Annotated in this window: 16 protein-coding genes; 8 read left to right on the forward strand and 8 right to left on the reverse strand. The window is 65.2% G+C overall.

Annotated elements, in window-relative coordinates:
- Positions 1–6: 6 nt before the first annotated feature.
- From AB0B25_RS01220 to AB0B25_RS01250, 7 genes are all read right to left on the reverse strand, one after another.
- Complete coding sequence (locus AB0B25_RS01220) at positions 7–1,335, reverse strand: ABC transporter substrate-binding protein (RefSeq protein WP_357172869.1); 1,329 nt, start codon at positions 1,333–1,335, stop codon at positions 7–9.
- A 19-nt stretch (positions 1,336–1,354) separates the two neighbouring features.
- A complete protein-coding gene (locus AB0B25_RS01225; protein ID WP_357173269.1) occupies positions 1,355–2,146 on the reverse strand; it encodes a carbohydrate ABC transporter permease in 792 nt (263 codons plus the stop codon).
- Between the two features lie 71 nt (positions 2,147–2,217).
- A complete protein-coding gene (locus AB0B25_RS01230; protein WP_357172871.1) occupies positions 2,218–3,147 on the reverse strand; it encodes a sugar ABC transporter permease in 930 nt (309 codons plus the stop codon).
- A gap of 286 nt (positions 3,148–3,433) precedes the next feature.
- Positions 3,434–4,327: a L,D-transpeptidase gene (locus AB0B25_RS01235; protein ID WP_357172873.1), complete on the reverse strand. Its 894-nt coding sequence runs from the start codon at positions 4,325–4,327 to the stop codon at positions 3,434–3,436.
- 310 nt (positions 4,328–4,637) lie between these two features.
- Positions 4,638–6,002 carry a cytochrome P450 gene (locus AB0B25_RS01240; protein ID WP_357172875.1) on the reverse strand — a complete coding sequence of 455 codons (1,365 nt, stop codon included), beginning with the start codon at positions 6,000–6,002 and terminating at the stop codon, positions 4,638–4,640.
- 77 nt (positions 6,003–6,079) lie between these two features.
- Positions 6,080–7,369: a serine hydrolase domain-containing protein gene (locus AB0B25_RS01245; protein ID WP_357173273.1), complete on the reverse strand. Its 1,290-nt coding sequence runs from the start codon at positions 7,367–7,369 to the stop codon at positions 6,080–6,082.
- Between the two features lie 240 nt (positions 7,370–7,609).
- Positions 7,610–7,732, reverse strand: a complete 123-nt coding sequence (locus AB0B25_RS01250) for a hypothetical protein (protein ID WP_357172877.1) — start codon at positions 7,730–7,732, stop codon at positions 7,610–7,612.
- A gap of 166 nt (positions 7,733–7,898) precedes the next feature.
- On the opposite strand from AB0B25_RS01250, the gene AB0B25_RS01255 reads away from it, so the two are divergent.
- On the forward strand, positions 7,899–8,615 hold the full coding sequence (locus AB0B25_RS01255; RefSeq protein WP_357172879.1) for a hypothetical protein: 717 nt from the start codon (positions 7,899–7,901) through the stop codon (positions 8,613–8,615).
- Between the two features lie 31 nt (positions 8,616–8,646).
- On the forward strand, positions 8,647–10,107 hold the full coding sequence (locus AB0B25_RS01260) for an MFS transporter (RefSeq protein ID WP_357172882.1): 1,461 nt from the start codon (positions 8,647–8,649) through the stop codon (positions 10,105–10,107).
- Positions 10,108–10,165: 58 nt separating this feature from the next.
- Here AB0B25_RS01260 and AB0B25_RS01265 read toward each other — a convergent pair whose 3' ends face one another.
- Positions 10,166–10,840 (reverse strand): serine protease, encoded by a 675-nt coding sequence (locus AB0B25_RS01265; protein ID WP_357172885.1) that lies wholly within the window; start codon positions 10,838–10,840, stop codon positions 10,166–10,168.
- Between the two features lie 524 nt (positions 10,841–11,364).
- On the opposite strand from AB0B25_RS01265, the gene AB0B25_RS01270 reads away from it, so the two are divergent.
- From AB0B25_RS01270 to AB0B25_RS01295, 6 genes are read left to right on the forward strand one after another with little or no spacing between them, the layout of a single operon-like run.
- Entirely contained in the window at positions 11,365–12,219 is an 855-nt protein-coding gene (locus AB0B25_RS01270; RefSeq protein WP_357172887.1) for an ABC transporter permease, read from the forward strand.
- A 4-nt stretch (positions 12,220–12,223) separates the two neighbouring features.
- Positions 12,224–13,087: an ABC transporter permease gene (locus tag AB0B25_RS01275; protein WP_357172890.1), complete on the forward strand. Its 864-nt coding sequence runs from the start codon at positions 12,224–12,226 to the stop codon at positions 13,085–13,087.
- 40 nt (positions 13,088–13,127) lie between these two features.
- Entirely contained in the window at positions 13,128–14,582 is a 1,455-nt protein-coding gene (locus tag AB0B25_RS01280) for an MCE family protein (RefSeq protein ID WP_357172893.1), read from the forward strand.
- A complete protein-coding gene (locus tag AB0B25_RS01285; protein WP_357172896.1) occupies positions 14,579–15,622 on the forward strand; it encodes an MCE family protein in 1,044 nt (347 codons plus the stop codon). Before AB0B25_RS01280 ends, AB0B25_RS01285 begins: the two co-directional genes overlap by 4 nt.
- Entirely contained in the window at positions 15,622–16,620 is a 999-nt protein-coding gene (locus tag AB0B25_RS01290; RefSeq protein ID WP_357173276.1) for an MCE family protein, read from the forward strand. Before AB0B25_RS01285 ends, AB0B25_RS01290 begins: the two co-directional genes overlap by 1 nt.
- A complete protein-coding gene (locus AB0B25_RS01295; RefSeq protein WP_357172899.1) occupies positions 16,617–17,726 on the forward strand; it encodes an MlaD family protein in 1,110 nt (369 codons plus the stop codon). The genes AB0B25_RS01290 and AB0B25_RS01295 overlap by 4 nt, the downstream gene beginning before the upstream one ends.
- The last annotated feature ends 4 nt before the right edge of the window (positions 17,727–17,730 follow it).

Genomic DNA, 17,730 nt, shown 5'->3' on the forward strand with positions numbered 1-17,730 from the left:
CGGGTACTACTTGGGCAGCTTCGGGGTGATCTGCCGGTCGATGATGGTTTGCAGCTGGCTGGTCACGGTGGCGAAGGTGGTTGCCACGTCGGCGTTCTGCAGACCGATCTGCTCCAGGCCGGTACCGATGATCTGGTCACCGCCGGGCACGAACACCCGAGCGTAGTCCTGCGACTTGGTCAGCGGCAGTTGCTCGATGGCGACCTTCGCGTTCGGGTTCTTCGCGAGGAAGTCCTGCTCGCTCGGGTCGTTCACGGCCGACTTGCGCACCGGCATGTATCCGGTGCCCTGCGCGAAGAACGCGGTGTTCTGCGGGTTGGTGATGAACTCGATGAACTTGAGCGCGTTCACCTTTCGTTCGTCGGAGATGCGCGCCGGGATGGCGAGACCCGCTCCACCGGTGGTGACGCCAGGCCCGTTCGGGTGCGGAAGCACGGCGGTGCCGACGGCGAGCTTGCCTTCGGCGTTCTTCTGGATGCCCTTCAGGTCGCCGGTCGAGGCGATGGTGGAGGCGATCACGCCGGTCCCGAAATCGACCGCGATCTGCGGCTTGATGCCCGCATACCGCTTGGTGTTGATCATGGTGCGCAGGAACGTTCCCGCCGCCAGGGTGCCGGGATCGTCGAACCGCAAGGTCCACTTGTCCGAGTACGCGCCGCCGAAGGTCCAGTTCGGACCCTGGAAGGTCCAGGCAAGGTAATTCTTCGCGTCACCCCAGCCGTGTGCGAGCTTGCCCTCGCCGACGACCTCTTGCAGTTTCGGGCCCCATTCGTCGAATTCCTGCCAGCTCTCCGGGCCGCGGTCGGGCAGACCAGCCTGGTTCCATACGTCCTTGTTGTAGTAGAACAGCGGCGTCGAACGGGCGTAGGGCAGTGCGTAGTGCTTGCCGTTGAACTGGTAGTCGGTGGCCAGCGAGTCGACGTAATCGTCCAGCCGTACCCCGGCGTCGGCGAAGTGGCCGTCCAGCGGTTCGATCGTGCCGTTCAGTGCGTAGTTGAACCACCAGACATCCGACAGCACAACGATATCCGGGAGATCACCGCCGGAAAGCGCCGCGTTGAACTTCTGCGACACCTCCTCGTAGTTCTTGCCCGCGTCGACCAGATTCACCGTCAGGTCGGGGTACTTGGCCTGGAACCGGTTGATCAACTCGGTCTCGAGCTCTTTCGAGCTGCCCGGGTGGTTGGACCAGAAGGTCAAGGTCTTGCCGTCGCCGGACTTCTGGGAGCCACCGCCGGTACCCGCGCATGCGGTCAGCGCGGCGCCTGCGGCGACGGCGCCGGCCAACCCGATGAATCCGCGTCGGGTCAGCGCGGGGAACTGTGAAGTGGACACGTGGAATCTCCTGTTTCGGTTAACCCTTGACCGCACCCGAGGTGAGGCCCTTGATCATGTGGCGTTGCAGCACGAGGAAGACGAGGAGAATCGGCAGCATCGTCAGCAGCGTGCCCGCCATCACCGGCCCCCAGTTCGTGACGCTCGGGTTTTCGGTGTTCTGCAGCAAGGTCAGACCGACCGGCAGTGTGGCGACCGTCGTATCGTCGGCCATGAGGAACGGCCAGAGGTATTCGTTCCACTCGTTTACGAGCGTGACCACCGCGAACGCCACCATCGTCGGCCCGGACATCGGCAGCACCACTCTGGTGAGCAGCCGCCACCAGTTCGCGCCGTCCATCCGTGCCGCCTCGATCACCTCGGAGGGCAGCGAGAGGAAGTGGTTGCGCATCAAGAAGGTGCCGAACGCGACCCCGCAGAGCGGGACAATGATGCCCTGGAAGGTGTTGCGCCAGCCGAGCTGGGCGATCAGTGCGTAATTGGAGATCACGGTGATCTGGTTGGGCACCATCAGCGCGGCGATGATGACCAGGAAGACCACCGTCTTTCCGGGAAACCGCACAAACACCAGGCCGTAGGCACTGAACACGCCGAGCACGAACTTCACCGCGGAGACGATTCCGGTGACGATCAGCGAGTTGCGCAGGAAGGTCCAGAACGGCAGCGCCGTGGTGGCTTCCCCGTAGTTCTCCGGGTGCCAGCTGTGCGGCCAGTACACCGCGGGCTGCACGTAGATGTCCGGACGCGCCTTGAACGAGGTGATGATGATCCAGAACAGCGGGACGCCGACGATAACCAGGACGCACACCATCGCGGCGTAGCCGAGCAGCGTGACGGCGCGCTGGCGGCGTCGGTAGGACAGTGTCGATACGCGCGGGTTGATCACTGCTCGCCCCGATCCATGATGCGAATCTGTACCAGCGTGACGACCAGCAGGACCAGGAACATGATGGTCGCGACGGTCGCGCCGTATCCAGCACGGAAGTTACGGAAGGATTCCTCGTAGACCTGGTAGACCATCGTCGTGGTGCCGGTGCCGAGCGGGCCGCCACGGGTCATCACGTTGATGATGTCGAATACCTGCAATGAATTCAGCAACACCGTGATGGACAGGAAGAACGTGGTCGGGCGCAGTTGCGGCAGCAACACTTTGGTGAAGGTGGTCCAGCGGCTCGCGCCGTCGATCTCGGCGGCCTCCATCAGTTCGGCCCGAACCCCTTGCAGCGCGGCCAGATAGATGACGAAGCTATAGCCGAGGTTCTTCCAGATATAGGTCACCGTCACCATGAACAGTGCCCAGCGCGGGTTCTGATAGAAGTCCGGCACGTCGTGTACGCCCATCCGGTGTAGGACGTCCTGGACCAAGCCGAAGCTCGGATCGAAGATGAACTGGAAGGCGACGCCGATGGCGGCGCCGGAGATGACGAACGGCGCGAAGATCGCCGAGCGGACCACGTTGCGGCCGAACAGCTTGCGGTCCAGGAGCAGGGCGAGTGCCAGCCCGAGCACCATGCTGCCGATCACCGCGGCCATGGTGAACAGCACGGTGTTGGTGACGATGTCCCAGGAGTCCGAGCGCCCCCACCATTCCCGGTAGTTGTCGAACCCGATGAACGTGGCGACCGGATCGGAGATGTTCCAGTCGAACAATGACAGCCGGATATTGTCGATCAGCGGCCGGTAGACGAAAAGCGCGAGCAGTGCGAGGTTCGGCGCCACCAGCACCAGGAACAACGCGTAGTCCTGCCACGGCCGGTGACGTAGACCGCGCCCGAGCGGTAGGGGTAGGACTCGCTCCGGCCTGCTTCGCACAGTGCGTACTTTACGGACGGGAGCAAACAGTCGGTTAATGTTGCCCGTCGGTACGCTGAACTTATCGAGCACCGGCCAAGTGAAGCAAAAACGCGGGCTTCGACGGTCGACTTCGTACTAATTGATCGTTTTGTTCGTCAGCGCCTGGTGGGGCGCTGACGAACAACGGAAACTCGAGCGCACTCGGGTGACTCGCCGGATACGCCAGCAACCCGACTGGGCTGCGCCCGGATTGCCAGGCGCCCAGCTATGACAACCCGAACGCACGGAGAAGGCGATCGCCCGGCTAGTTCCAGTCGCCCAAGCCGTCACTGGTGCTGAGCGTGCCGCCCTGGGTGTTCTCCACGAGCACCGGGTCGCCCCGGTGCGCGTTCTCGAAGAACCACTTGGCGTCCTCGGTGCTGACGTTCAGGCAGCCGTGGCTGGAGTTGGACACGCCCTGCTGGGCGACCGACCAGGGAGCGGCGTGCACGAAGATGCCGCTGTTGGAGATCCGGGTGGCGTACTCGACCTCGAGCTTGTAGCCCTCGGGATCGGTGACGGGCACGCCGTAGGTGGACGAATCCATGGTCATCTTGCGCAGCTGTTCGCCCACGATGTAGGTGCCGTTCGGGGTCTCGTGCTTCGGCTTGCCCATCGAGGTCGGCATCTCCTTCACCACCTCGCCGTTGCGGGTGATGGTGATGGTGTGCGTGTTGTCGTCGGCGGTGGTGACGAACGCGTCGCCGATCCGGAACGAACTGGTGGTGCCACCGGCTTGCACCTGAACGTCGGTGTTGTCCGGCCAGAACGTGTCCGGCCGCCACCGTACCTGCTGGTCGCCGCGCCAGTAGAAGTGGCCGGGCGCGGGCTTCGACGCGGTGATCTGGATGGCCTGCTCGGCGGTGGTGCGATCAGCCACCGGCTCTTTGAAGCTGATGATGATCGGCTGCGCGATACCGACGACATCGCCGTCGGCGATGTTGATCGACGGCGGGGCGAAGTTCGCTCCCGGATCGGTGGCCGAAGAGGCCGAGCCCGTGTCGATGCCCGCGATGGTCTCGGCGTGCGCGGGCGCGATGAGCAGGACGCCAGCCGCCGCGATCGCGGCGGACAACAGGGCGCCTTCGCGCATCCGGCGGGTCAGGTCGGCTCCCCGGCGGCGAGCAGGCAGCGACCCGGTGTGAAAAGCGGCATGCATAGGTTTCTCGTCCATTCCATTTCTCGCACGCGCGCGTAACGAGATCTCTCATTTGGCGCGGAGCCAGATGTGCGCCCCACGGGTATTGACGGCCCGACCCCTGTCATCCATTCCTACCGGCCCGATGTGGCTCGAAGCCAGTGGCAATTCGGAGTGATGCATACCGAATGAATTATGTGGCGGCCGTCACAGTCATCTCGAATGGTCATCAATTCGGGCAATATCCGGGTCACGCGGGTGAGTTCGGCGTTCAGCTTTGTTCGGCCGGTCAACGGAGGGTGATTCACCTCAAACATGTTGGTGAGGTAAATCACTCCACTATGAAGGGAATCGAGCGCCGCGGACCGGTCGCTATGTTGTGTGGCACCGAGGTCGGCGCGCGACGGCGCATATATCGCGGCGTGAGTCGAAGGCACACCCGGCCGAGAATGGTGGCCAGCGCGATCCGCAGTTCGTAGTCCGCAAGCGACGCGCCGATACAGCGCCGGTGACCGCCGCCGAACGGAGCGAACTCGAACGGCCGATACCGACGCTCGACGAACCGGTCCGGGTCGAAGCGCACCGCGTCGTCCCACACCTCTGGGTCGGAGTGCAGCAAGGGCAACGCAATCCCCATGGTGTCCCCCGGCGCCAACGCCACACCGCGCAGCGTGCACGGTCCGGTCAGCCTGCGCAGGATGATCGGAACCGGTGGGTGCAGGCGCAGCGTCTCCTGGGCCACAGCATCGAGGTAAGGCAGTCCGGCCAGCTCGATCGGGCTCGCGTCCGGCCCGGCGTCGCGCAGTTCCGCGCGCAACCGCCGCAGGGCCTCGGGCGCGCGGTGCAGCCGGAACAGCGCCCACACCAGGGTGGTGGCCGTGGTCTCGTGGCCGGCGACCAGCAGCGTGCGCAGTTGCGCACACAGATCGTCGTCGGTGACCGTGCTGCCGTCGTCGTACCGGGTGGACAGCAGCATGCCGAGGACATCGGTGCGGCGGGCGTCGACGGTCGGCCGTCGGCGCGCGATGTCGGCACGGATCAGACGGTCCAGCCGGTCGCGCGCGACGACGAACCGGTCCCACGGCCCATGCCCGAGCAGTCCGCGCCGCAGTGCCGGGACCAGCAGCAACGGCCCGGAGAACGCGGTGAGAAAGTCCGCGACGGCGTGGGTGTAGTTCGCTCGCTGCTCGTGGCTGTCCACCCCGAACACCGCCGCCAGGATCACCCGCAGCGTGATCGCTCGCGCGGCCGCCCGCGAATCGATGCGCGCGCCCCGCTGCCACGCCAGGCCACTGGCTCCGGACATCTCACGCAGGGTGGACTCCCGGACGATCTCGCCGTACCGGCGAATCCGCTGGCCGTGGAACGCGTGTCCGAGCAGTGTCCGGTCCTGCCGGTGTCGCTGTCCCGAGGTCAGGATCAGTGACGCGGCGCCGACCAGCGGTTCGATCGGATTGGGGCGCGGTGGTTCCAGGAATCCAATTGGCGCGCGGAACATTTCGCGCGCCCCCTCGGCCGTTCCGGTGAACAGTGCCGCGCCGAGTCCTGGAAAACGAACGTAGAACGGATCGCCGTCGCGCGTCCTGCGCCACCGGAAGTACCGATCGAAATCCATGCCCGCGGCCAGCGCGTGCAGTGCGGTCAGTCGCGGCACCCGCGCCGCGGCGCGGTCTTCGCCTCTGCCGTCGCGTGGCATACACACGTCCATGCAGAGAGATACGAACACCTCACCCGCGGGGTTCGAATTGCCCGGTCGGCCCGACGATTCCGTCGTTACCGCTCGCCCTGGCCGAGCTTCTGCCTGCGTACCGTGGCCTGTGCCGTCGCCGCCAGTCGCGCGAGCCTGGCGTCCCCGAGCGCGGTGACCGCGTTGCCCAGCCGGTTGGTCACGAATGCGATCGACATGCCGAGCTCCGGATCAGCGTAGGCGCCGGACCCGCCGATGCCGTAGTGGCCGAACGCCGTTCGTGGCTGCTGCTTGGTCATCAACACCGGCCGGTGATAGCCGAGGGTGAAGCGGATCGGCACACCGAGCACGTAATCCCGGCTCGGCGCCGGCTGGACCTGCCCGATCGTCTCGATCGTCTCCGGCCGCAGCAAGCGCACGGTGCGATCCGGCCGGGCGGCGCCGATGCCGCGTACGCTGTTGGGCTGGTCGGTGTCGACCACGCCGGCGTTGGCCAGCGCGCCGTACATTCGGGCCAGAGCGCGTGCCGAGAACACGCCGTTCCAGCCGGGCATCACCGCATCGTGTACGCGTGGGTCGCGAACGAGTTCATCGAAACTCTCCGGCATACCCGCCTCGGCGAGTCCGCGCACGGGTCGCACCCAGGACAGCACCGACGAGGCAGTGTTCCAGCGAATCCCCGGCGGACTGAGCGGCCGGAAGATCTTGGCGATTCGGTACCGTTCCGACTCCGGTACCCGGAACCAGAACTCGTCGAGGCCGAGCGGCTCGGCGATCTCGGTGCGCACCACCTCGATGAACGGTGTGCCGGTCACCCGCTGCACGATTTCGGCGACCAGCCAGCCGAAAGTGATCGCGTGGTAGCCGGAGGTCCGAATGCGGCGCGGATCCGGCGGACTCTCGGCCAACGCGCGGACCACGGCGTCGTAGTGCAGGATGCCTTCGCGACCGGGGACCAGGCCGCGCACCCGGTGCAGGCCCGCCCGGTGCGAGAGCACGTCGCGCACCGTGATGTCGTCCTTGCCGTGCGCGGCGAATTCCGGCCAGTACTCGGCGACCGGCGTGTCGTAGCCGATCAGGCCGCGTTCGGCGAGCCGGTGCACCACGGTCGACGCCACCCCCTTGCCGGTGGAGAAGGTGAGTGCGACGGTCTCGCTGTGCCAGCGGCGATCCGTGTCCGCCCAACCCGCCCACATATCGACCACGGGTCTGCCGTCGAGATGGACCGCCAGCGCGCCGCCACCGCGCTCGGGTTGGGTGAACATGCCGAAGAACTGATCGGCCAGCCGGATGAATCGCGGGTCGACCAGCATCTCGCGCGGTGCGATCGGTTTCTTGTCCGCAGGGTGGGCAGGCTCGAACTCGCCCGCCGCCATTGCCGAAACCATGGGGTCACCTCCTGACCGCCGATCGTCGGGCCGGTCCCCCAGCGTAACCGGATTTACGCCATCTGCCGACGATCCGAGGACGCGACGAAGCACACAGCGCCGGATCGGACATTCCACGCGAACGTTGCCGCGCCCTGGCGCACCCGCCGACTCGGCGGTCCGCGCTTCCGGCCCCCGACCTGTCGCCCGGAGGCGAAACCCGACGCCTCGGGGCGGCGGTCAGGGCGTTCAGCGCGACGGCGTGCGGGTCGAACCGGTATCCACCGGAAACCCGCCCGCGGCCTGAAGCGCGCCAAGGCCGACGGCGGCGCCGAGCGGGGCGTCGCAGCGCACGTCGGTGGCGGAGGTCATGATCGGAAGAAGGAACAGACGTCAGCCGCGGCGGTCGAGCACGTGATTGCGCTGATCAGCTTCCCGAGGAACTCCTCCCGCAGCGGAATCCCACCATGTCTGGATCGGTGACCGGCGGTCCCGCTCGCGCTTTCGGCTCGACGTGCGCTCCGTCCATAGTGTATTCATGGCGTGGTATTTCAAGCACAGCCATGCCAACTTCGGATTCTTACGGGGTGTGAGTTCGGAGCGTTACAGCTCGGGAGGACTGTACGTGTCTCGTCAACTGACCTGGGGTCGTCTCGCGTTCGCCGGACTTGTCGTCGCGTCCGGGCTGGCGATGGTGGGGTGCAGCTCGACCATCAGTGGCACCGCCCAGCCCGCCGTGAGCAACGGGACGATCGACGCCGTCTCGGTCACCAGCACGCCGAAGCCGTCCTCGGGCAAGCCGGCCCCGAGCACCAGCAAGCCAGCGCCGACCAGCAAGGACGGTGGCAAAACCGATTTCGAAGCCAACGTCGGTGACTGTGTGACCCTCGGCGGCACCACGACCGACGCGACCATCGACAAAGCGTCGTGCGGCAGTCGGGTAGCCAACTACAAGGTGGTCGAGAAGAAGCCCAAGAGCTCGCAGTGCATCAGCGACACCGACAACTACTACGCCGAGACCATCAACGGCATCGAACAGGGCGCGCTGTGCCTGGATATCGATTGGGTCGTCGGTGGGTGTATGGACGTCGGCGGCGAGGATCCCAAGCGCGTCGACTGCACCGGCTCGGCTCCCGCCAAGGGCGTGAAGGTCGTCAAGATCCAGCAGAACGCCGACGACGTCAGCGTCTGCGGCAGCGGCACCGGGTATGTCTACGACAAGCGCCGTTTCGTCGTCTGCGTCCAGGAGCTCTGACCAGGTCTCGGCCCGGCGTTAGGTTGGTGTCGTGAGCGACATCGAGCTGCCCCGACTGCAATCGGCCACCGGGCGCTGGATTGTGCTGGCCACGATTCTCGGCTCGTCGGTGGCTTCGCTCGACGCGACGGTTGTCAATATCGCGCTGCCGCGGATCGGGGAATCACTGCACACCGATGTCGCCGGTCTGCAATGGACGCTCAACGGCTACACGCTGACCCTCGCGTCGTTCATCCTGCTCGGCGGCTCGCTCGGCGATCGTCTCGGCAGGCGCAAGGTCTTCGTCTGGGGCATCGTCGCTTTCGCGTTCGCCTCGGTGCTGTGTGGCGCGGCTACCAGCATCGAGATGCTGGTAGCCGCCCGCGTTCTGCAAGGCGTGGCGGGCGCGATGCTCACACCGGGCAGTCTCGCGCTGATCTCCTCGTCGATTGATCAGCGTGACCAGGGCGCGGCGATCGGCCTATGGTCGGGCTTCGGCGGTTTGGCGGGCGCGCTCGGACCGTTCCTCGGCGGCTGGCTGATCGAAGTGGCGGGTTGGCGGTCGATTTTCTTCCTCAATGTGCCGCTGACCGTGGTCGTCGTGCTCGTCGCGCTGAAGCATGTGCCGGAGAGTCGTGATCCGAAGGCCGCGACCAGACTCGACGTACCGGGTGCGTGCGTGGTCGCCCTGGCTCTCGGTGCGTTGACCTTCGGCTTGATCGACACCATGCCACTGCTGGTCGTGTCGGGCATTCTCTTGCTCGCCGTATTCGTCGTGATCGAGATGCGCAGCGCCCACCCGCTGGTGCCGCCATCGCTGTTCGGCTCGCGGGTGTTCACCGCGGCCAACCTGGTGACTTTCGCGGTCTACGCGGCGCTCGGCGGCGTGTTCTTCTTTCTGGTGTTGCAATTGCAGCTGGTCGCGGGCTATACGCCATTGATGTCGGGTGTCGCGACCGTGCCGGTTACCCTGATCATGTTGGTGCTCTCGGCGCCCGCCGGGCGCTGGGCGCAGGTGCACGGCCCGCACATCCCGATGACCGCGGGTCCGCTGCTGGCCGCGGCCGGTTTGCTGCTGTTGCTGCGCGTCGGCCCCGAGACCGTCTACCTGACCGACGTCCTGCCCGGCGTGCTCGTCTTCGGGCTCGGGCTCTCGGTGCTCGTCGCCCCGCTGACCGGGGCCGTGCTCGGTGCGGTGCCCTCCAGCGAGGCCGGCATCGCTTCCGGCGTGAACAATGCCGTCGCCCGCACCGCGCAACTGCTCGCTGTCGCGGCACTGCCCGGGCTCGCCGGAGTCTCCGATGGGTTGGGCGATCCGGCCGCGTTCGGCGACGGGTTCGTCACGGCGATATCGATATGCATCGGCTTGCTGGTGACGGGCGCGGTGCTCGCCGCCGTCCTGCTGCGGCCCGCGCGGCACGCACCCACGCTGGACAACGTCGACTGCCTACTGCAGTGCGCGGTGACAGGTCCTGCGGTCGCACCGCCCCACGAGACGCACGACGAAAAATGAGCGGCCCGTACGGATCGGTGTCCGTGCGGGCCGCTCATCCGCTGGTGTGCGGAGTCGATCAGATGGGCGCGTATCCCGCGCCGACGCCGCCGCGCGTGTTGATGTCAGCCAGGATCGCGCTCATGTTGGTGCCGACCTCAGGGCCGAAGCAGGCGATGGCCAGGTAGGCGTTCACCATGCCGACCAAGGTGGTGCCGACGACGACCGGGGCGCCGGAGTCGCCCTCCACCACACACATTTGACTCCAGGTTTCGACGTTCGTCCCGAACACATCGCCCCAGGCGAGGCCACAGGTGTTGCCGGTGGTGCGCCCTTCCTTGCAGACGATCTGCGGGAAGCTGGCCGGCGCGCCGACCCCGGTAATGGTCACATTGCCGATCCGGTTCACCGGGACGATCTTGTCCGGCTCGAACTGGATGATGGCGTAGTCCAGGTCGTGGTTGGAGTAGACGAATCTGCCGATCACGCCGGCGCCGCGATCGGATTCGGCAAAGACTTTCGCGCCCGGATCGCCGCAGTGCCCAGCGGTCAGGCCGACCAGACGCCCTGCGTTGTCATGGCCGACGGTGGTGACGGTGCACTCGAATTGGTTGTCGATGATGATCCCGGATCCACCGCCCACGACCGGCGGGCCCGGTTGGGCGTGCGCTGCCCCTGCGCCCGTGCCGAGCAGCGCCGCGCCAAGGGCGACGGCGAAGGCGGCATTGGCCACCTTGGCGAATTTGCTGAACATGTCCCTCCAGACGTCGGAAGTCCGCACGATATCAATCTGTCGCACCCATCGTGTCAGTAAACAGGCCCGGGCGCGTCATCTACTCCGGGTTGTCCCGGTGTGACCTACTTCAACCGCATTTAATACAAATGAGACCTTATGTACCTTATAGCAAACAATAGCGGGCGGCTATCGGAATTGCGAAAGTCGCGTTCGAGTTTGTCGTCCCAGGATGAAGGAGTCGAACTCGCCGAGGTCCCGGATTCAAATGCGAATTTAAATGAGAATTGTCCTGAGTAATTCGATGTGTCGGCCGGTGACAGGATGGATTCGCGCAGGTGAGCTGTAACTTGCTCCAGAAGTTTGATCCGTTGCTTTGGGCCTATCCCAATCTCAGTGTCCCCTGTCATTGCCTTTCGTGGACAGTGATCGAGATCTATGACTGCAATCACAAGGTAGTGCTGTGTTCTGCACTACTCCGTAGTAAGGTGCGTCAAGCAAACGAGTCGTCGGGGTATCCAACCGGCGTCGAGAGGGGTTAGCTGGTGCAGTCGACCAAAAGTCCACCTACGGGATCACGGGTCAGTGATGCGGTCGAGTGGACGAAGGCGTACTGGACAGACCATCCGAAGCGATCACTGGAGACCTTCGGTCGTCAGATCACCATGGGCATCGCTGCCGTCGCCGAACTGTTTGTCTCGATCTTTCGCAGGCGGTTTCCGTACGCCGAATTCGTCCGGCAGTGCGCGTTCATGGCGAGTGTCTCCGCGGCGCCCACCCTGCTGGTCGCCGTTCCGATCGGCGTGATCGTCTCCATCCAGGTCGGCTCCGTCGCCGGCCAGGTCGGCGCGACCTCGTTCATCGGTGCCGCCAACGGCCTCGGCATCATCCAGCAGGGTGCTCCGCTGGTCACCTCGCTGATGATCGCGGGCGCTGTCGGGTCCGCGGTCTGTGCCGATCTCGGTTCCCGCACCATCCGCGAGGAAATCGATGCCATGAAGGTGATGGGTGTCGACCCGCTGCGCCGGTTGGTCGCGCCGCGGCTCGGCGCCGCGATGCTTGTCAGCGTGCTGCTGTGCGGCTTCGTCGTCTTTGTCGGCTTCCTGACCGGCTACATCTTCAATATCTTCGCCCAAGACGGGACGCCGGGCTCGTATGTCGGCACCTTCTCGTCGTTCGCCGTGACGGCCGATCTTCTTGTGGCACTGGTCAAATCATTGATTTTCGGTCTGCTGGCGGCGATCATCGCCTGTGATACCGGCTTGAACACCAGAGGCGGCCCGGGCGGCGTCGCGAACTCGGTGAATTCCGCAGTGGTGAGCTCGGCCATCATGCTGTTCGGGGTGAATCTCATCATCACCCAGGTGTACAACGCACTATTCCCGTCACAGGTGGTCTGAGCAGGTGTCCTCAACCTACGTACCTCCGCTGCTGCGGCCCTTCCATGCGATCCGGAAATCCGGTCGAGCGCCGGTCGATCTGCTCGCCCGCCTCGGCCACCAGGTGTTCTTCCTGTTGCGCTCGATCAGCTCGATTCCGCTGGCGCTCAAGCACTATCCCAAGGAAGTGTGGCGCCTGCTCTCCGACGTCACGTGGGGCAACGGCAATCTGGTCGTCGGTGGCGGCACCATCGGCGTCGTCGTCATCCTGAGCGCGTTCGGCGGTATGACGGTCGGCATCCAGGGTTACAACTCGCTGAACCTCCTCGGGCTCAGCCCGATCACCGGCGCCATCTCGGCCTTCGCGACTACCCGCGAACTCGGCCCGCTGTTGGCGACGCTGGCCTTCGCCGCGCAAGCGGGCTGCCGATTCACCGCGCAGTTGGGCGCCATGCGCATCTCCGAGGAGATCGACGCGCTCGAGTCCATCGCCATCCGTCCGCTGCCCTATTTGATCAGCACCAGGATGTTCGCGGCGATGGTGGCGATCATTCCGCTGTACTGCTTGGGCCTCACCATGGCCTACATATCCTGTGCGTTGACTGTGCGGCTGATCGGTAACACCGCGAGTGGCACCTACCAGCACTACTTCTATCAGTTCCTGATTCCGGCCGACGTGATCTATTCGCTGATCAAGGCGATCCTGTTCGTCGCGATCACCACGTTCATCCAGTGCTATTACGGTTTCTTCGCCTCCGGCGGTCCGGAGGGTGTCGGCGTTGCCGCTGGCCGGGCGATCAAGATGAGCATCATCGCGGTCGTCTTCGCGAATCTGTTCATGACATTGGCGATCTGGGGCGTCAACCCCGGCATCCGGATCTCGGGGTAAACACCAGATGATCATCGATCCCAGTGGGCGCGGACCCACCATGCGGCAGCTTCTCCTCGCCGGAGTGTGCGGTCTGGTCGTCTTCGCACTGGTGCTGACCTTCTTGATGCTGCGCTACCAGGGCTACTTCCAGGACAAGGTCAATGTGACCGCGAACCTGACCACCACCGGTGACGGCCTGCCCGAGCAGGCTGACGTCAAGTTCCGCGGCGTGCTCGTCGGTGCGGTGAAGAATGTCGACATCGCGGCCAAGGGCGAGTTGCAGAAGGTCCGAATCGAGATGAAGCCGGAATTCGCCGGCGACATCCCGGCCACCGTGACCGCCCGCGTGGTGCCGAGCAACTTGTTCGCGGTCACCTCCGTCGAGCTGGTCTTCAACGGCCCCGCCGACCAGTACCTGCACGAAGGCTCCACCATCGACGAGGACCGCAGCCAGGGCACCATCGCGCTGCAGGACACGCTCACCACCGTGCGCAATATCCTCGACCAGATCGACCCGGTGCAGTTCGGTCGGGTGCTCGGCACGCTGTCGCAGGCGCTGGACGGCAGTGGCCGGATGCCCGGCTCCACGGTCGAGCGGCTCGACCACTGGCTGCTGGCGGTCGATCAATCCATTCCCGATCTCGGCGTGCTGCTCAACGATTTCTCCACTTCGTTCCACGCGCTCAACCAGTCCGCACCCGAACTGGTCGACGTGCTGGGCAGCTCGGTCCAGACCGCGCGCACCATCGCCGATCGTCGCGGCGAACTGGTCGCGCTGATCACCGGGACCAGCGACACCGTGGACACGGTGAACGATCTGTTCGCCCGCAACCCGAATGTCGGGAAGGAGGTCACCGCGGGCACCAGCGACACGTTCGGCGCACTCACGGCCGACCCGGACGCGATCACGCGCTCCCTGCTGAACCTGAGTGAGACCGTGCGCAGGATGGACACCACGTTCACCTGGGGCCCGCAGCAGCAGCAGGTCTGGGACGCGGGCGTCACACTCACCCCCTATCGGCCATACACCGTGGCCGACTGCCCGCGCTACGGCGAGTTGGCGGGCCCGAGCTGCTTCACAGCCCCTACGGTCGCCGATGTCGGCGAGATGCCGGAGCAGCTGAAGCCGCGCGCGCTCGCCTCGGCTGCCGGGCTGCCACCGGTGGTGCCGATGCCAGGGCTGCCGCTGATCCCGGGTGTCACCACTCCGGACCCGCAGCGGGCCACCGCGGCCGCTCCGACGGGCGGCGTGCTCGCTCCATTCGTGGGCACTCCGCTGGAGGGTCTGTTCCCGATGCTGGCGCCAGGCCTGTTCCCGCCGACCGCTCCCGCGCCGGGCGCTCCGGCCGCGGAGCCTCAGGGCGCTCCGGCGGCGCGACCGATCTCCTATCAGGGTGACTCCGCGATCGTCGCGATGCTCGGCCGCCAGCCGACCACCGCCGAATATCTGCTGCTGACCTCGATTCTGAAGGGCGCAACCATGCAGGTGTCCGACAATGGTGGCCGCCGATGAGCATTCGGAAGCCGCTGATCGGATTCAGCATCTTCGCCGTTGTGTCGATCTTGGTGACGGTGCTCGTCTGGAACACCCTGGCGCGCATCGTCGACGGTGACACCAACACCTACACCGCGACGTTCTCCGACGTGCTCGGTCTGCACCAGGGCGACGACGTACGCATGGCAGGCGTGCGGGTGGGAAAGGTCGAGAAGATCGAGCTGGCCCGCGACGCCAGCCTGAAGAAGTCGGTCGCGCGGGTGACCTTCGTGGTGCAGCGCGACCAGACGATCTTCGACGACACCAAAGCGCTCGTCCGCTACCAGAACCTGATCGGTCAGCGCTATGTGGCACTGGCGCCCGGCAAGGCGTCGACCTCGGCGCCGCTGAAGAACAAGGGTTCGATTCCGATCGAACGGACCGAGCCGTCGTTCGATGTGTCGGGTCTGCTCAACGGATTCCAGCCGCTGTTCCAGGTGTTGCAGCCCGAGCAGGTCAACCGGCTGTCGGAGACCTTCATCCAGGCCTTGCAGGGTGATGGCGTGTCCTTGAGCGCGTTCATTGTTCAGGCCGCGCAACTGGCCACCGATTTCCAGCGCAGGGACGCGATTCTGTCCGATGTGATCTCCAACCTGTCCGGTGTGATGTCGGGGTTGGCCAAACGAGGTGATGAATTGGAGACCCTGGTGACCCAGACCCGGGCCTTGATCGGCGGGCTGTACGAACAAGGGCAGTCGTTGCAGGCCTCGACCGAGCAGATCGCGAACGCGACCACGTCCCTGGTCGACATGATGGGCCGGATCCAGCCGAAGCTGCAGACCGCGCAGAACTCCACCAGCGCGGCGCTGACCCTGCTGCTGGACAACGGCGCCAAACTCGATCAAGCCGCGATCGACCTGCCGAATGTGCTGTCGGCCGCGGGCAGGTTCACCTCCGAGGGCGCCTACGCCAACGCCTACCTTTGTGGTTTGGACGTCTCGCTCTACGGCGTCCTGTTCCCCCGCGGTCTGTTCTCGCAGATCGGTGGCACATCGCACTCGGCGGTGTGCCGCCCATGATGACGAAACTCAGGTCCAGGTTCGACAGCAACCGGTACTTCTGGTTGGGCATCCTCGGCGGCGCCCTCATCGTGGTGCTGCTGGTGGCCTCCAGCGTCTTCAAGCTCGCCGGGATCGGCGAACAGTCGGTCGAGGCGGAGTTCGTCCAGGCCGCCGGGATCAGGGTCGGGGACCGGGTGAATGTCGCGGGCGTCGCCTCCGGTCGGGTGGCCGGTGCGAAGCTCGAGGGCGACCACGTGCTGCTCACGCTGAATGTGAACAGCGACGTGCGGCTCGGCCCGGACGCACGCGCCTCGATCAAGATGGCGACGCTGCTCGGCGCACGGTACGTCGACCTCGACCCGGGTGACGGTTCCGGGGTGAAGGACGGGCGAATCCGGGTGTCCCACACCGCGGTTCCCTACAACCTGGCCGACGTGGTGCAGATCGGTACGCCGAAGTTCGAGGCGCTCGACACCAAGAAGCTGTCGGAGTCGCTGAACCTGATCAACCAGCAGATAGGCGACTCGCCCGCGCTCGCGGCGCAGGCGCTCGACAGTGTCGGCGCGCTGGCCAAGGTGATCGACACGCGTAAAGGCGAGGTAGACAGCCTGCTCAAGGATCTCGATCGGGTCACCCAGATCCTGGGCGACAATCGCAACAGTGTGCTGCTGGTCATTACTCAAGGTGAGGCCATCGCGAACCGGGTGATGGAACGCCAGGGCCTGCTGCGTCAGTTGTTGGACAACATCGCGGCGCTGTCCAAGCAACTGCAGCAGATCGGCGCGCAGAACAACGACCAGCTCGGCCCGACCATCCAGCAGTTGAACACCATGGCCGAGGGCCTGCAGAAGAACAAGGACAACCTGGATCGAATGTTGTCGCTCATGCCACCTTCCCTGCGCTACATGGCGAACTCCTGGGGTAGCAGCGGTCCGTACGGCGACGTGGGCCTGCCCTGGTTGTTCCCGGACAACTGGTTGTGCTTCGCCCAAGTTATCGAAGGGTGCCAGGGATGAGATTTCGCACGGCTTTGCCGCTGAAGACCGTCGCGAAGACGCTGATGATCAGCGCCGCCGCACTGACGGTCGGCAGTTGCTCACTGTTGCCGAGTTCGGTGAACAACGCCTTGGGCGCCACGACCCAGATCACCGCGGACTTCGAGAACATCGCGGGTATCTACGAGGGCAACCCGATCACGGTGCTCGGGCTCGATGTCGGCAGGGTCGACAAGATCGTGCCGAAAGGCACGTACATCGAGGTGCACATGTCCATCGACTCGAGCGTGAAGATACCGAAAGAGGCAATAGCCGCGATTATTTCGCCGTCCATCGTGACCGACCGGCACATCGAGCTCACCCCCGTCTACACCGGCGGCGACACCCTGGCCGATGGCGCTCACCTGCCCAAGGCTCGAACCAAGACGCCGGTCGAGCTGGACACGATGATCAAGACGATCGATCAGTTCGCCGCCGCGCTGAAACCGGAGCCGGGCCAGGAAGGCATCGGCCCGCTGTCCGGCCGGGTGCTGTACCCGATGTTGAACGGCAACGGCGCGAAGATGCGCGACACTCTGAACGCGCTGTCCGGCGCGCTGAAAGTCGGCGTGGACAACAAGGACGCGGTCGCCAACATCATCATCAAGCTGAACGAGCTCACCACCATGTTGGCCGAAAACGACCAGTCGGTGCGAGATTTCAGCAAGCGGGTGACCCAGATGACCGGGCTGCTCGCCGAACAATCCCCTGGCCTGCAGGCGACCCTGGATCAGCTCAACGCCTTCCTGGTCAACACGAGTACCGCCCTGTCGCAGTATCAGGATCAGTTGTCGGGCGCCATGACCGGCCTGACCAACGTCACCCAACAGTTGCGCGACAACGCCAACGGACTCATCGAAGTCGTCGACGTGGCGCCGATGGTGATGCAGAACGTCAACGGCATCGTGAACCGCGAGCATCAGTACGTCCGGTTGCACGCGGTGATCGGCACAGCGCTCAACGGTGAGATCGTCAGCCTGTTCTGCGAACGGATCCACATGAAGGCCGATGGCTGCCGGAGCGGAAACATGCAGGACTTCGGCCCCGATTACGGGCTCACCGCGGCCCTGCTCGGACTGACGAAATGACGGC

This window comes from Nocardia sp. NPDC049190, assembly GCF_040648115.1.
Taxonomy (GTDB): Bacteria; Actinomycetota; Actinomycetes; order Mycobacteriales; family Mycobacteriaceae; genus Nocardia.